Genomic DNA, 14,966 nt, shown 5'->3' on the forward strand with positions numbered 1-14,966 from the left:
GGTCAAGGGTCGGATTGCGGGGATACCGTGGGCACATGGCCGCTGACGCCGACGAAGCGCCACAGTTCTGGGATTTCGCCGCTGCACCGCCGCACACCGCGCCGGGCGTGAGTTCGATGGTGGGCTACCGCGCGCTGGACGTGCCCGACGGCGTGCACCGGGGGATGCCGTCGTCGACCTTGACCTTCATCGTCAGCCTCGACGAGGGCGTGCGTGCGGCCGAAACGCTCGAGGCTCTCCCGTCCGCGCGACCTGCTCCGGTGCTGCTGGGCGGCCTGCACGAGCAAGCCGCTCGGGTGCAGCAAACCCGGGGCCAGGCGGGCGTTCAGTTGGCGGTGCACCCCCTGGCGTCGCGTGCGCTGTTCGGCGTGCCGGCCGCCGAGCTAAGCGTGACCGAGTTCGGCGCCGCGCCGATATTGGGCCGGGGTGCGGTGCGGCTACATGAGCAGCTTGCCTCCGTGCGGTGTTGGCCGGACGCGTTTGCGCTGCTGTCCGGTTATCTGGTGGCCCAGCAGCGTCGACGCCACGGCACCGTGCGCGCTGAGGTGGCCCGGGCCTGGCAGTTGCTGCAGCGCAGCCGGGGGAGGACGCCGGTTGCGTACATCGCCGAGCAGGTCGGACTGAGCCAGCGGCATCTGAGCACGCTGTTTCGCCGCGAGGTCGGCCGCACGCCGAAAGCCGTGGCCATGCTCATGCGTTTCGAGTACGCGACCGCCCGAATGGCCGAGGAAGCTCGCCGGCATCGCCGTGTCGACCTGGCGAGTGTCGCGAACGCTGCCGGATATGCCGATCAGGCTCATCTGACTCGTGAATTCGTTCGGTACGCCGGAACCTCGCCGGGCGCCTAGCTGGCCGAGGAGTTCCAAAACATTCAAGACGGCGGCCATGCCCCGCGATCAGAGTGGAGTCATGACGCATCAGAATCCGACCGTGTGGTTGACCCTGCAAGCGCATGACGCGCGCAAACTCCTCGACTACTACGTCGACACCTTCGGTTTCGTCGTCACAGCCCGCCACGGCGATGACGGCGACACCATCGCCCATGCCGAACTGCGCTGGCCCGAGGGTGTCGGCGGCATCATGCTCGGCAGTCACAAACCCGGCAACGACTGGTGTCGCGAGCCCGGCACCGCGGGTGGCTACGTCGTCACCAGCGACCCCGACGGCCTCTACCAGCGGGTCCTGGATCGCCAGGCCGAGGTGATCCGACCGTTGAGCGACACCGACTACGGCGCTCGTGAGTTCACCGTCCGTGACCCGGAAGGCAACCTGTGGAGCTTCGGCAACTACGCGGGAGCACAATAGGTGGGTGACCACGGGCCGCCGGATCAAAGTTCTGCTGTTGGGCTCTACCGGCTCGATCGGAACCCAGGCGTTGCAGGTCGTCGCGGCGAACCCGGACCGTTTCGAGATCGTCGGGCTGGCCGCCGGCGGCGGTAACCCGCAGCTGCTGGCCGACCAGCGCGCCGAGACCGGGGTCGCCAACATCGCCGTCGCCGACACGCAGGTCGGTGAGGCGCTCGATGCCCCCTACCGCGGACCCGACGCCGTCACCCGCTTGGTGTACGACACCGAGGCCGACGTGGTACTCAACGCCTTGGTCGGCGCGCTCGGGCTGCGGCCCACGCTGGCCGCGCTGGAAACCGGGGCGCGGCTGGCCCTGGCCAACAAGGAATCGCTGATCGCCGGCGGCCCGCTGGTGCTGGCGGCCGCCGAACCGGGCCAGATCGTGCCGGTGGACTCTGAGCACTCCGCGCTGGCGCAATGCCTTCGGGGCGGCACGCCTGACGAGGTCGCCAGGTTGGTGCTCACCGCTTCGGGTGGGCCGTTCCGGGGCTTGGGCGCCGCCGAGCTGGAACACGTCACACCCGAGCAGGCTGGGGCGCATCCGACCTGGTCGATGGGCCCGATGAACACCCTGAACTCGGCGTCGCTGGTGAACAAGGGCCTCGAGCTCATCGAGACCCACCTGCTGTTCGGTGTTCCCTACGAGCGCATCGACGTGGTCGTTCACCCGCAGTCGATCGTGCATTCCATGGTCACTTTCACCGACGGATCGACCATCGCCCAGGCCAGCCCGCCGGACATGCGCCTACCGATCGCGCTGGCTCTGGGCTGGCCGGCGCGGGTGCCCGGTGCGGCGGCGGCGTGCGACTTCTCCACCGCCTCCACCTGGGAGTTTGAACCGCTCGACGACGCCGTATTCCCGGCGGTGCAGCTGGCTCGCCATGCCGGTGAGGCCGGTGGCTGCATGACCGCGGTCTACAACGCGGCCAATGAAGAGGCGGCCGAAGCCTTCCTGGCGGGCCGGATCGGTTTCCCGGCGATCGTGGCCACCATCGCCGAGGTGCTGGGCGCCGCTGACCAGTGGGCCGCGCAACCCGCTACCGTGGATGAGGTACTCGATGCGCAGCGCTGGGCCAAGCAGCGAGCGGCTCGCGCCGTCGAGGCGATAGCTACGAGAAAGGTCGGCAGCACCCGATGATGTTCGCGGTAGGCATCGCGCTGTTCGCGCTGGCCATCCTGGTTTCAGTGGCGCTGCATGAATGCGGTCACATGTGGGTGGCGCGCGCCACCGGCATGAAGGTGCGCCGCTACTTCGTCGGCTTCGGCACCACGTTGTGGTCGACGAAGCGCGGCGAGACCGAATACGGCCTCAAGGCGATCCCGGCCGGTGGCTTCTGCGACATCGCGGGCATGACCGCGGTGGAGGAATTGGAGCCCGACGAGGTCGACCGCGCCATGTACAAGCAGAAGACATGGAAGCGGGTGGCCGTGCTGGCCGCCGGCCCCGCCATGAACTTCGTCATCGGCCTGGTGCTGGTCTACTCGATCGCCGTGATCTGGGGCCTGCCCAACCTGCACGCACCCACCACCGCCGTCATCGGCGAAACCGCCTGTGTGGCACCCGAAGTCGTCAAGGGTGAACTGGGCACCTGCTCGGGTCCCGGCCCGGCGGCGCTGGCCGGCATCGAGTCCGGTGACGTGGTGGTCAAGGTCGGTGACACCCCGGTGTCGACCTTCGAGGAGATGGCCGCCGCGGTGCGCAAGCAGCACGGCACGACGCCGATCGTTGTCGAACGTGACGGCTCCACGCTCACCAAGTACGTCGACGTGACGCCCACTCAGCGCTGGATCGCCGACGGCGCGGACCGCGAGGCCGTCCCCAGCACCGTCGGCGCGATCGGGGTGGGTGCCGCCCAGTTCGGGCCGACCCAGTACAACCCGGTCACCGCGGTGCCGGCCACCTTCGCCTTCAGCGGCGACCTGTCGGTGCTGCTGGGCAAGTCGCTGGCCAACATTCCTTCCAAGGTCGGCGCGCTGGTGCACGCCATCGGCAACCCGCACGGGCAGCGCGACCCCGAAACCCCGATCAGCGTGGTGGGCGCCTCGATCATCGGCGGCGACACCGTCGATCACGGGCTGTGGGTGGCGTTCTGGTTCTTCCTGGCCCAGCTGAACTTCATCCTGGGCGTGCTGAACTTGGTGCCGCTGCTGCCATTCGACGGCGGGCACATCGCGATCGCGCTGTTCGAAAAGCTCCGCAACCTGCTCAGGTCGGCCCGTGGAAAGGTCGCGGCCGCACCGGTGAACTACCTCAAGCTGATGCCGGCCACTTACGTAGTCTTGGTGGTGGTGGTCGGCTACATGCTGCTCACCGTGACCGCCGACTTGGTCAATCCGATCAGGCTGTTTTGATAGGAGCCCCCTCATGAGCGTCGGCCTAGGAATGCCGGCAGCCCCTCCGCCCACACTGGCGCCACGTCGCAAGACCCGCCAACTGAAGGTCGGTGGGGTCGGGGTGGGAAGCGACCATCCGATCGCGGTGCAGTCGATGTGCACCACCAAGACCCACGACGTCAACGCGACACTGCAACAGATCGCGGAGTTGACCGCCTCGGGTTGCGACATCGTGCGGGTGGCCTGCCCCCGGCAGGAGGACGCCGACGCGCTGGCCGAGATCGCCCAGCACAGTCAGATCCCGGTGATCGCCGACATCCACTTCCAGCCCAAGTACATCTTCGCCGCGATCGATGCCGGCTGCGCCGCGGTCCGGGTGAACCCGGGCAACATCAAGGAGTTCGACGGCCGGGTCGGCGAAGTGGCCAAGGCGGCCGGCGCCGCGGGTATCCCGATCCGGATCGGCGTCAACGCCGGTTCGTTGGATCAGCGGTTCTTGGCCAAGTACGGCAAGGCCACCCCCGAAGCCTTGGTGGAGTCCGCGCTGTGGGAAGCCTCGCTGTTCGAGGAGCACGGCTTCGGCGACATCAAGATCAGCGTCAAGCACAACGACCCGGTCGTGATGGTGGCCGCATATCAGCTGCTGGCCGAGCAGTGCGACTACCCGCTGCACCTGGGCGTCACCGAGGCGGGCCCCGCCTTCCAGGGCACCATCAAATCCGCCGTGGCGTTCGGCGCCCTGCTGTCCCGCGGCATCGGCGACACCATTCGGGTGTCGCTCTCGGCGCCGCCGGTAGAGGAAGTCAAGGTCGGCAACCAGATCCTGGAGTCGCTCAACCTGCGGCCACGCGGTCTGGAGATCGTGTCGTGTCCCTCCTGCGGCCGGGCTCAGGTGGACGTCTACCGACTGGCCAACGAGGTCACCGCCGGGCTGGAGGGGATCGACGTCCCGCTCCGGGTCGCGGTGATGGGCTGTGTGGTCAACGGTCCCGGTGAGGCTCGCGAGGCGGATCTGGGTGTGGCGTCCGGCAACGGCAAGGGCCAGATCTTCGTCAAGGGCGAGGTGATCAAGACCGTTCCCGAGGCGCAGATCGTGGAGACCCTGATCGAGGAGGCCCTGCGCCTGGCGGAGGAGATGGGTGAGGGATCTCCCGGCGGGTCGCCCACCGTCGCCGTAAGCTGATCGCAGCCGGATCGCCGTACGCGCGCGGCAGTTGAAGTTCGCCAGAAAGAGTCACTATGTCGGCTCCGCCCGAGTTCCGTCTCGACCAGCGACGGGTGTCCGTCGCGCGTGACGCCGCGGCGGTCTGGCAGGTGCTCGAAGAGGATCCGATCGGTTCCTGCATGGTCGCCGCCCGGGTAGCCGATCACGGTGTCGACCCCCGAATGATCGGCGGGGAATTGTGGACGCGCGGCGGCGTGAGCGAATCCTTGTGCTACGCAGGCGCAAACCTGATCCCGCTGCGCGGGGCGCCGGCCGACCTCACCGCGTTCGCCGACAAGGCGGTGAGTGCGATCCGGCGCTGCTCGTCGCTGGTGGGCCGCGCGGAGCTGGTGGTGCCGATGTGGCAGCGGCTCGCCGACTCCTGGGGCCCGGCCCGCGACGTGCGGGAGAGTCAACCGTTGATGGCGCTGCACACCATGCCCGCCTGCTCGATGGATGCCGAAGTTCGCCAGGTGCGTCCCGACGAGCTGGACGCGTACCTGGTAGCCGCCGTCGACATGTTCATCGGTGAGGTCGGCGTGGATCCGCGGGTCGGTGACGGGGGACGCGCCTACCGTCGGCGGGTGGCCAACCTGATCGCAGCGGGCCGCGCTTGGGCGCGCTTCGAGCGGGGCGAGGTGGTGTTCAAGGCCGAGGTGGGTTCGCAGTCGCCGTCGGTGGGCCAGATTCAGGGCGTCTGGGTGCACCCGGACCGACGCGGACGCGGGCTGGGCGCCGGCGGCACCGCGATGCTGGCCGCGGTGATCGTCGGCACCGGGCGCATCGCCAGCCTGTACGTCAATGATTTCAACGAGGTGGCGCGGTCCACCTATGAGCGAGTGGGTTTCACCCAGGTCGGCACTTTCGCGACGGTGTTGCTCGACTGATCTCGGGCCTTGTCGTATTTTTCGCCGAGACTGTTGTTAGCGCGGAAAAGTTCGAGTAGCGGACACGCCAACTACAGGCTCGGTGGGTACGGGCGCCAAGTAGCGGTTCAATTTCGGTGCGCCTCCGCCTGCTGACCGTTTCTATTTCGTAACATCAGCCCCAATGACAACTGCAAGCTCATTCGTCACACGCGTCACGGGCCTGGCGACCGTACTGCTCACCGCAGCCGGCGTGGCGGCCTGCACCCCGCGCCCCGACGGCCCAGGGCCCGTCGCCGAGCGCTTCTTCGCCGCCCTGGCCACCGGTGACACCGCGACGGCCGCCGAGCTCAGCGACGACCCGTCGACGGCACGCAGCGCACTCAACGCCGCCTGGGCGGGCTTGCAGGCCGAACACCTCGATGCGCAGGTGCTCAGCTCGCGCTACAACGACGACACCGGCAGTGTGGCCTACCGCTACACCTGGAAGCTGCCGAAGAACCGGACCTGGGCCTACGACGGCCAGCTCAAGATGGTCCGCAACGAAGGCCATTGGACGGTTCGCTGGACCGCCACCGGCCTGCACCCCAAACTGGGCGAGCACCAGACGTTCGCGCTGCGGGCCGACCCCCCGCGTCGTGCGGCGGTCAACGAGATCGGCGGCACCGACGTACTGGTGCCCGGCTACGTGTACCACTATCAGTTGGACGCCGGCCGGGCCGGACGAAACCTGATGCGCACCGCCCGCGCGGTGGTCGATACTCTGCGGCCTTTCGACGACGCCTTGGGTGACCCGCAGCGTCTGGCCGAGCAGGCCAGTTCCTCAGCGACCCCGCTCGGCCTGATCACGCTGCGCAAGGCCGACCACGACCGTGTCGAACCCGCCATCGGCGCCCTGCCCGGAGTCGTGGTCACGCCGCGCCCCGATCTGTTGCCCACCGACGACCACTTCGCCCCGATGCTCATCAGCGAGGTCAAGAAGGCGGTCGGGACCCAACTCGAGGGTGCCGCGGGCTGGCGTGTGGTCAGCGAGAACCAGAACGGCGTCGACGTCGCGGTGCTGCACGAAGTCGATCCGGCGCCGGCGCCCTCGCTGACGATCAGCCTGGACCGAGCGGTACAGCGTGCCGCCCAGAACGCGGTCAACACCCGCGGTGACAAGGCGATGTTGGTGGTGATCAAGCCATCGACCGGTGAGCTGCTCGCCGTCGCGCAGAACGCGGCGGCCGACGCCGACGGCCTGGTCGCCACCAGCGGTCTGTATCCGCCCGGTTCTACCTTCAAGATGGTCACCGCGGGCGCGGCGATCGAACGGGACATGGCGACGCCGAACTCGATGGTGGGTTGTCCTGGCGAACTCGACATCGGCCAGCGCACCATCCCCAACTACGGCGGGTTCGACCTCGGCCTGGTGTCGATGTCGCGGGCCTTCGCCAACTCGTGCAACACCACCTTCGCCGAGCTGGCCAGCCGGATGCCGCCGCGGGCGCTGTCGCAGGCGGCCAGCCGCTACGGGATCGGGGTGGACTACCTGGTGGACGGGATCACCACCGTCACCGGCTCGGTACCGCCGACCGTTGACCTGGCCGAACGTACCGAGGACGGATTCGGTCAGGGCAAGGTGTTGGCCAGCCCGTTCGGTGTCGCACTGGCCGCGGCGACGGTGGCGGCCGGCCGAACACCGGTGCCCCGGTTGATCGAGGGGCGCCCGACAGCGGTCAACGGTCCGGTGGCCGCTCCGGTCAGCGCCGAGATGCTCGACGGTCTGCGCGAGATGATGCGGCTGGTGGTGACCGATGGCACCGCACGCGACATCGCCGGCTGTGGACCGGTTTACGGCAAGACCGGGGAGGCCGAGTTCACCGGTGGCTCGCACTCCTGGTTCGCCGGCTATCGGGGCGACATGGCCTTCGCGTCGCTGATCGTCGGCGGTGGCAGCTCGCAGTACGCGGTTCGCATGACCAAGGTGATGTTCGACTCGCTGCCGGATAACTTCCTGCTGTAGAAAATCGCTTGACACCAAAGGAACTGGCCGGCGGGGCTGCGCTCCGCCGGCCAGTTGTCCTACCGCACTTCGTCAGATCGCCGGCGGCTCGCCCAGCAGGATGTCGATCAGCGGGGTCAACACGAAGTCGAGCCCGATCGGCGACAGCAGGCCGAAATCGAGACCCGTGGCGAGGTAGCCGAGGGCGTCGTCCGGGACCAGGTACGCACCACCGACCAACGTACCGGTGATGTCAGCCGAGGTCTGTTCGTAGAACGCGCTGGGATCGATCGCATAGATCAGGTTCGATATGCCGTGCTCGCCGCTGTTCTCCTCGAAGTTCACCACGTCTTGGTAGAAGGTGGCGTAGTTGGTTGCGCTTTGGTCGAACAACGCCTGATCGAGGGCGTTGTTTTCCCAACCTTGTTGGCCCTGGTCGGTGCCCTGAGCGCCGAACAGCACGTCATAGGGGTCGGGTGCGGAGTAGGTGTCGACGTACGGGTCGGCGCCGGCGACCCCGGCGGCGCCCAGGCCGATCAGCGCGGCGGCAACGGCGCCACCGGCGGCGACGCCTAGACCGGCCGCGATGCGCCGCGGGTGCGTAAACTCGTTCTTGCTCATGTGCGAGCCCCCCAATTCTGGATCTCTCGATGTGGATGTGGATGCGGGATTGCCCTCCCGCAGCCGCGGGCTCGCACATGAGTCTTTGAATCCACCCCTGCCGACCCCCCGGCAAATCGGAGTCTATACCTGTGCTTGGTGAAATCCGAAAGTATTCACAGCGAAATCGGGTCGGTACTCAGCGGACTGGCAGCTCATTCCCGGTCGCTTGACAGGCGTGGATAGTGTTGGCAGCGTGCGGCTTTCAGGATCGGCAAATACGCCTATGCCGAACGAGCCAACCGCCCCCGATTTGGATTACCCGGGGCGTCGCGGTGTTTTATATCGGCAAACAATAAGGGAAATTTCTGAAGTACGACTCAGCCGATTTATCTGAATGATTGACACAATTCCATGGACGTTATTCCAGCATTTCGATCGGTCGTGGTGTTGGCCGGGCGGCGGTCCGAAGCTGCCGTTCGGCGGCCGACAGCGGTAGGTTGCGGGGAGACGTACAACGGGGAAGGTGATGACGGAGATCGAAGCGGAACTGTTGCGTATCTCGGATGCGGACCGCAACGGCACCCTGCGCCGCCTGCACAATGCCGTCTCCCTCGGACTGATCGATATCGGGGAGTTCGAGGAGCGCGCGGCGCAGGTCTCGCAGGCGCGGATGCGCTCGGAGCTCGACACCCTGATCGGTGACCTGCCCGGCCCGCGCGCCATCGTCACCTCGGCGGCCGACCGGGTTGAACTGCGCGGCTGGGCCGGATCGCTCAAACGTCACGGGGAATGGATCGTGCCGACCCGGCTGGCATTGGTGCGGCGCCTGGGCTCGGTCGATCTCGACCTCACCAAGGCTCGGTTCGCTGGGCCGGTCGTCGTGATCGAACTCGACATGCGATTCGGTTCGGTCGACATCCGGCTGCCCGACGGTGCCAGCGCCTCGATCGATGATGTCGAGGTCTACGGCGGTAGCGCCCGGGATCGTCGTACCGACCCGCCCGCCGACGGGGCCCCGCACCTGGTGCTGACCGGTCGTGTGGTGTGCGGGTCGGTGGACATCAGGGGCCCTCGGCGCAAGCTGCGCTGGCGGCGCTGACCAGCTCCGTTAAGCTGGCGTAATGCCCGTTCGTGCCCCGCTTTCTCCCGGCGTGCTGTCTCCGACGCTGCCGGTGCCCCGCCTGATCCCGCGTCCGGAATACGTCGGCCGCGCCACGGCCGCCGAGGGCTCCGAGCCTTGGGTACAGACCCCCGACGTGATCGAGAAGATGCGGGTCGCGAGCCGGATTGCGGCGGGTGCGCTCGCCGAGGCGGGCAAGGCCGTCGCGCCCGGCGTGACCACCGATGAGCTCGATCGCATCGCCCACGAGTTCATGGTCGACCACGGCGCCTATCCCTCGACGTTGGGGTACAAGGGCTTTCCGAAGTCATGCTGCACATCGCTCAACGAAGTCATCTGTCACGGGATCCCGGACTCGACGGTGATCGCCGACGGCGACATCGTCAACATCGACGTCACCGCGTACATCGACGGCGTGCACGGTGACACCAACGCCACGTTCCTGGCCGGCGACGTCTCGCAAGAGCACCGGCTGCTGGTCGAGCGCACCTACGAGGCCACCATGCGCGCCATCAAGGCGGTCAAACCGGGCCGCGCGTTGTCGGTGATCGGCCGGGTCATCGAGGCCTACGCGAACCGCTTCGGCTACAACGTGGTCCGTGACTTCACCGGTCACGGGATCGGTCCGACCTTCCACAACGGTCTGGTGGTGCTGCACTACGACCAGCCCGAAGTCGACACCATCATCGAGCCCGGGATGACCTTCACCATCGAGCCGATGATCAACCTCGGCAGCCTGGACTACGACATCTGGGATGACGACTGGACCGTAGTCACCAGCGACGGACAGTGGAGCGCCCAGTTCGAACACACCCTGGTGGTGACGGACGACGGTGCCGAGATATTGACTCTGCCGTGACTTCCGGCCGTTGTCTGTTGAGCCGCTAAGGGGCCCGCCAAAATCGCCCCGCGCCGCCCGAGGGGCTGTAGCGTGGCGCAGATGCCGGGCACGATGATGACCATCGACGGGTTCCCGATCCCGGTCGACGTGGCAGGCCCGGACAACGGGCCGGTCGTCGTCGTGCTCGCCGCGGCGCAGCACCCGCTCACCGCCTACGACGCGGTCTGCCAACGGTTGCACACCGCCTCCCTGCGGACCATCGTGATCGGCGCAGATCCGCGTCTGACGCCCAAGTCGGTGATCGGCATCCTCGATTCGCTGGGCGTGCAATGCGGCGTGCTGGTGGGTGACCGGACCGGTGCGGACAACGCCTGGGAACTCGCGGCGACGCGCCCTGATCGCTTCACCGGACTGGTGGCGCTCGACCGGGGCCATCCGCGCGCGCCGGATCTGAGCGGCGTGATCCGCGACGAACGCTGCCCCCCGGTGGAGATCAACACCACCGTGTTGGTCAGTTCCCGGGCCACGGCGTCGGTGGCCAACGCCAGCCAGCGGTTCGTCTACGGCGAACACCGACTGGTGATGCTGCCCGGGCGGCGCAGTGCCCAGGAATTCACCGCACAGCTCGCGATGGAGATCGTGTTACGGGCCAGTACCTGGTAATACAGAGCGAGGGAGAGTAGGTTCCGGCGTAGCCGGCGGTCGAGGGCGCGTCGGCTGGGAAAAATAAAATACGTATCTGGGGGGATACCGAATGCTGTCGTGGGGGCAATCAATACCGGCTTTGCTGCGTGAACGCGCTCAGCACTGGCCTGATCGGCCGGCGTTCACCTACATCGACTACGAGGTGGATCCGGCCGGTTACGCCGACACCCTGACCTGGTCGCAGATTCTGGGGCGCACCGAGGCCGTCGCCGCGGAGGTGGCCGCCATCGCCTCGCCGGGCGATCGCGTCGCCTTGCTCGCGCCGCAGGGCCTGGAGTACATCGCCGGCTTCTTCGGTGCGATGGAGGCCGGTTGCATCGTGGTGCCGCTGCCGGTCCCCGCGTTCGGCAGCCACGACGAACGAGTCACCGCAGCGCTGAAGGACTGCGCACCGGCGGCGGTACTCACCACGTCGGCGGTCGCCGGCGACATCCACGGGTGCGTCAGCGCTCTCGGCGGAAGTTCGCCGGTGATCATCGAGGTGGATCTGATCGATCTCGATGCGTCCGTTTGCTGGGACGGAACCGGAGCGTCGGCGACGAAAACGGCACTGCTGCAATACACTTCCGGCTCAACCGGATCTCCGCGAGGCGTCGTGGTTTCGCACCGCAACGTGTTCGCCAACATCGAGCAGGTGATGGCGGACTACTTCGGGCAGGACGGGGGAGCGCCGCCGCCGAACGCCACGCTGGTGTCTTGGCTGCCCTTCTACCACGACATGGGCCTGTTGCTCGGCGTGATGGGAGCCGTCTTGCTGGGCCGCCACGCGGTGGTGATGAGCCCGATCGCGTTCCTGCAGAAGCCGTCCCGATGGATCCAGCAGCTGGCCATCAACTCCTGCGCATTCACCGCCGGGCCGAACTTCGCGTTCGAACTGGCCGCGCGCCGGACCACCGATGAGGACATGGCCGGCCTCGACCTGGGGGGCGTGCACACCATCTTGAGCGGCAGCGAGCGCATTCACGCGGCGACCATCCGCCGTTTCACCGACCGCTTCGCCCGCTTCAACCTGCCGGCGAATGCGCTGGCACCGTCGTACGGACTGGCCGAGGCAATGGTCTATGTCGCCTCGGCGCCGCGCGCGAACCGTCCGGTGACCATTCGGCTCGACTACGAGAACCTGGTCGGCGGCACTGCAGAGGCTGGCCCGGGCGGGGCCGAACTGGTCAGCATCGGAGCCCCGCGGGCGTGCACGGTGCGGATCGTCGACCCTGAGGCCCACACCGAGAGCCCAGACGGTCGCGTCGGTGAGATCTGGGTGCACGGGCCCAACGTCGCCAGCGGCTACTGGCACAACGCGGAGGCCACCGAGCGCACCTTCGGTGGGCACCTCGAGTCGCCGTCCGCCGGTACACCGGTGGGGCCGTGGCTGCGCACCGGTGACCTCGGCGTCATCCACGAGGGCGAGATGCTGGTCGTCGGGCGCATCAAAGATCTGTTGATCGTCGACGGCCGAAATCACTACCCGGACGACATCGAGGCCACCGTGCAGGAGCTCACCGGCGGCCGCGTCGCCGCGGTACCGGTCAGCGGTGACGGTGGCGAACAGCTGGTGGTCATCGCCGAACTCAAGAACCGGGGCAACACCGTCGAAGAACAACTTGCACGGATCGCGGCCCTGAAAAAAGATGTGGCGGCCTCGGTTTCCCGATCCCACGGAGTCCGGGTCGCCGACCTCGTGCTGGTCGCGCCTGGCTCCTTGCCGATCACCACCAGCGGCAAGATCCGCCGCTCCACATGCGCCGACTGCTACCGTTCGGCCCAATTCAGTCGACTGGAGCCCGTCGACTGACCGCGGGCGGGTAGCCTGACAGCACTCAAATGTCAGGCAAGACCGTCGTCGGCGAAGGAGCACAATGACCCGGCCCGCGATGTTGTCCCAGGCCGAGCTCCAAGAACTGGTCACCTCCGGTGAGATCGACACCGTCGTAGTGGCATTCGCCGATATGCAGGGCCGGCTGGTCGGTAAGAGAGTCGCGGCTGAGCACTTCCTTGCCGAGGTCGCCGGACACGGCGTGGAGGCCTGCAGCTACCTGCTGGCCGTCGACGTAGAGATGGACACCGTTCCCGGCTATTCGATCGCCGACTGGGGTACCGGTTACGGCGACCTGGTGCTCAAGCCGGACTTCGCGACGTTGCGGCGCATTCCCTGGCTGCCCGGCACCGCGCACGTGTTGGCCGACGCGCACTGGCCCGACGGTGGCGCGGTCGCGGTGGCACCCCGCCAGATTCTGGCCGCCCAACTGGCCCGACTGGCCGAGCGTGGGCTGGTTGCCTACGCCGCCACGGAACTGGAGTTTCTGGTCTTCGAGGACAGCTACCGGCAGGCGTGGGCCGGCGGGTATCGCGGGCTGACGCCGGGAACGGACTACAACGCCGACTACGGCCTGGTCGCCGGTACCCGGCTGGAGCCGCTGCTGCGCGACATTCGGCTCGGGATGACCGGGGCGGGCCTGCGCTGCGAGGGCGTCAAGGGCGAGTGCAACACCGGTCAGCAGGAGATCACCTTCCGCTATGAAGAGGCGCTGAGGACCTGCGACAACCACAGCGTCTACAAGAGTGGCGCCAAGGAGATCGCCGACCAGCACGGCAAGAGCCTGACGTTCATGGCGAAGTTCGACCAACGCGAAGGCAACAGCTGCCACGTGCACCTGTCGCTGCGCAGCGCCGAGGGCGCTCCGGTGTTCGCCGATCCGGCCGCACCGCACGGCATGTCGGCGCTGTTCCGCGGCTTCCTGGCCGGGGTGCTGGCCACGTTGCCCGAGCTGACCCTGTGCTACGCGCCGAATATCAACTCCTACAAGCGATTCGTCGGCGGTAGCTTCGCGCCTACGGCGATCGCGTGGGGCCTGGACAATCGCACCTGCGCACTGCGGGTTCTCGGCCGCGGCGACTCGATGCGGGTGGAGTGCCGGGTTCCCGGCGGCGATGTGAACCCCTATCTGGCGGTGGCGGCGCTGATCGCGGCTGGCCTGCACGGCATCGACAACGACCTGTCGCTGCCCGAGCCGGTCGACGGTGACGCCTATCGGGCCGGGCTGCCGCACCTGCCCACGACGCTGGGCGCGGCCATGGAGCTGTTCGCCGAATCGACGGTGGCGCGCAAGGCGTTCGGCGACGAGGTCGTCGAGCACTACCTGCACAGCGCCCGGGTCGAATTGGACGCATTCAACACCGCGGTGACCGACTGGGAGAGGGTCCGGGGATTTGAACGCTTCTGAACCCGGCGGTCCAGTAGTCGGATTGACGACCTATCTGGACCGAGCGAAGTTCGGGGTCTGGGATTCGCGGGCGGGTCTGCTGCCTGCCCAGTACATCCAGGGCATCACCGCCGCCGGCGGGATCGCAGTACTGCTCCCGCCGCAGCCGGTGACGCCCGACATCGCGGCGCGCGTGCTCGACGGCGTCGGCGGGCTGGTGATCACCGGAGGTCGTGACCTCGATCCGATCGGGTATGGCCAAGCGCCGCACACCGAGACCGATCGACCCGACACCACCCGGGACGCATGGGAATTCGCTCTGCTGGCCGAGGCGATGCGCCGCGGTATGCCGGTGCTGGGGATCTGCCGTGGCGCCCAGGTGCTCAACGTCGCGCTCGGCGGGACACTGCACCAGCATCTGCCCGACGTCATCGGCAACACCGGGCATCGGGCGGGCAACGGGGTCTTCACCCCGATGCCGGTGCACACCGTCGCCGGCACCCGGCTGGCCGAACTCCTCGGCGAGACCTGCCAGGTGCAGTGCTACCACCATCAGGCGATCGCCGAGGTGGGTGCGAAACTTGTGGTCAGTGCGCGCGATGACGACGGGGTCATCGAGGCGATCGAGCTTCCCGGGGAGGATTTCGTGCTCGCGGTTCAGTGGCATCCCGAGGAATCCCCGGACGATCTGCGGCTGTTCGCCGCGATCGTGGCCGAGGCGGGCAAGCACACGTCGGCGCGGGTGAGCGAATGACTCACGAA

The 14,966-nt window shown here is 67.7% G+C and carries 13 protein-coding genes and 1 pseudogene; 13 read left to right on the forward strand and 1 reads right to left on the reverse strand.

What is annotated here, in order from left to right; genetic code table 11:
• The first annotated feature begins 116 nt into the window (after positions 1 to 116).
• From ACJH5R_RS14025 to ACJH5R_RS14055, 7 genes and pseudogenes are all read left to right on the forward strand, one after another.
• Positions 117 to 956, forward strand: a pseudogene (locus ACJH5R_RS14025) (helix-turn-helix domain-containing protein).
• A complete protein-coding gene (locus tag ACJH5R_RS14030) occupies positions 910 to 1,305 on the forward strand; it encodes a VOC family protein (RefSeq protein ID WP_406757301.1) in 396 nt (131 codons plus the stop codon). Before ACJH5R_RS14025 ends, ACJH5R_RS14030 begins: the two are co-directional and overlap by 47 nt.
• Positions 1,306 to 1,309: 4 nt before the next feature.
• Positions 1,310 to 2,485 (forward strand): 1-deoxy-D-xylulose-5-phosphate reductoisomerase, encoded by a 1,176-nt coding sequence (gene dxr, locus ACJH5R_RS14035; RefSeq protein ID WP_406757300.1) that lies wholly within the window; start codon positions 1,310 to 1,312, stop codon positions 2,483 to 2,485.
• Positions 2,482 to 3,699, forward strand: coding sequence for a M50 family metallopeptidase (locus ACJH5R_RS14040; protein ID WP_406757299.1), 1,218 nt, complete (start codon positions 2,482 to 2,484; stop codon positions 3,697 to 3,699). Before dxr ends, ACJH5R_RS14040 begins: the two co-directional genes overlap by 4 nt.
• A 13-nt stretch (positions 3,700 to 3,712) precedes the next feature.
• Positions 3,713 to 4,864, forward strand: a complete 1,152-nt coding sequence (gene ispG, locus ACJH5R_RS14045) for a flavodoxin-dependent (E)-4-hydroxy-3-methylbut-2-enyl-diphosphate synthase (RefSeq protein ID WP_406782186.1) — start codon at positions 3,713 to 3,715, stop codon at positions 4,862 to 4,864.
• Between the two features lie 56 nt (positions 4,865 to 4,920).
• Entirely contained in the window at positions 4,921 to 5,772 is an 852-nt protein-coding gene (locus ACJH5R_RS14050) for a GNAT family N-acetyltransferase (RefSeq protein WP_406782187.1), read from the forward strand.
• A gap of 163 nt (positions 5,773 to 5,935) precedes the next feature.
• Positions 5,936 to 7,756, forward strand: a complete 1,821-nt coding sequence (locus tag ACJH5R_RS14055; RefSeq protein ID WP_406757296.1) for a penicillin-binding transpeptidase domain-containing protein — start codon at positions 5,936 to 5,938, stop codon at positions 7,754 to 7,756.
• Between the two features lie 72 nt (positions 7,757 to 7,828).
• Here the strand turns inward: ACJH5R_RS14055 and ACJH5R_RS14060 are convergent, their stop codons facing one another.
• Positions 7,829 to 8,356, reverse strand: coding sequence for a hypothetical protein (locus ACJH5R_RS14060; RefSeq protein ID WP_406757295.1), 528 nt, complete (start codon positions 8,354 to 8,356; stop codon positions 7,829 to 7,831).
• A gap of 508 nt (positions 8,357 to 8,864) precedes the next feature.
• Here ACJH5R_RS14060 and ACJH5R_RS14065 point away from each other — a divergent pair.
• The 6 genes from ACJH5R_RS14065 to ACJH5R_RS14090 all read left to right on the forward strand — a co-directional run bounded on the left by ACJH5R_RS14065 (position 8,865) and on the right by ACJH5R_RS14090 (position 14,958).
• The gene (locus ACJH5R_RS14065) at positions 8,865 to 9,437 is read left to right on the forward strand and encodes a DUF1707 domain-containing protein (protein ID WP_406757294.1); all 573 of its coding nucleotides are present in this window, start codon (positions 8,865 to 8,867) and stop codon (positions 9,435 to 9,437) included.
• Between the two features lie 22 nt (positions 9,438 to 9,459).
• A complete protein-coding gene (gene map, locus ACJH5R_RS14070) occupies positions 9,460 to 10,317 on the forward strand; it encodes a type I methionyl aminopeptidase (protein WP_406757293.1) in 858 nt (285 codons plus the stop codon).
• An 81-nt stretch (positions 10,318 to 10,398) separates the two neighbouring features.
• On the forward strand, positions 10,399 to 10,962 hold the full coding sequence (locus ACJH5R_RS14075; RefSeq protein WP_406757292.1) for an alpha/beta fold hydrolase: 564 nt from the start codon (positions 10,399 to 10,401) through the stop codon (positions 10,960 to 10,962).
• Between the two features lie 91 nt (positions 10,963 to 11,053).
• Positions 11,054 to 12,796 (forward strand): AMP-binding protein, encoded by a 1,743-nt coding sequence (locus ACJH5R_RS14080; RefSeq protein ID WP_406782188.1) that lies wholly within the window; start codon positions 11,054 to 11,056, stop codon positions 12,794 to 12,796.
• 64 nt (positions 12,797 to 12,860) lie between these two features.
• The gene (locus ACJH5R_RS14085; RefSeq protein ID WP_406782189.1) at positions 12,861 to 14,225 is read left to right on the forward strand and encodes a glutamine synthetase family protein; all 1,365 of its coding nucleotides are present in this window, start codon (positions 12,861 to 12,863) and stop codon (positions 14,223 to 14,225) included.
• Complete coding sequence (locus ACJH5R_RS14090; RefSeq protein WP_406782190.1) at positions 14,212 to 14,958, forward strand: gamma-glutamyl-gamma-aminobutyrate hydrolase family protein; 747 nt, start codon at positions 14,212 to 14,214, stop codon at positions 14,956 to 14,958. The genes ACJH5R_RS14085 and ACJH5R_RS14090 overlap by 14 nt, the downstream gene beginning before the upstream one ends.
• Positions 14,959 to 14,966: the final 8 nt, after the last annotated feature.

The organism is Mycobacterium sp. SMC-19 (assembly GCF_045310815.1).
Lineage (GTDB): Bacteria > Actinomycetota > Actinomycetes > Mycobacteriales > Mycobacteriaceae > Mycobacterium.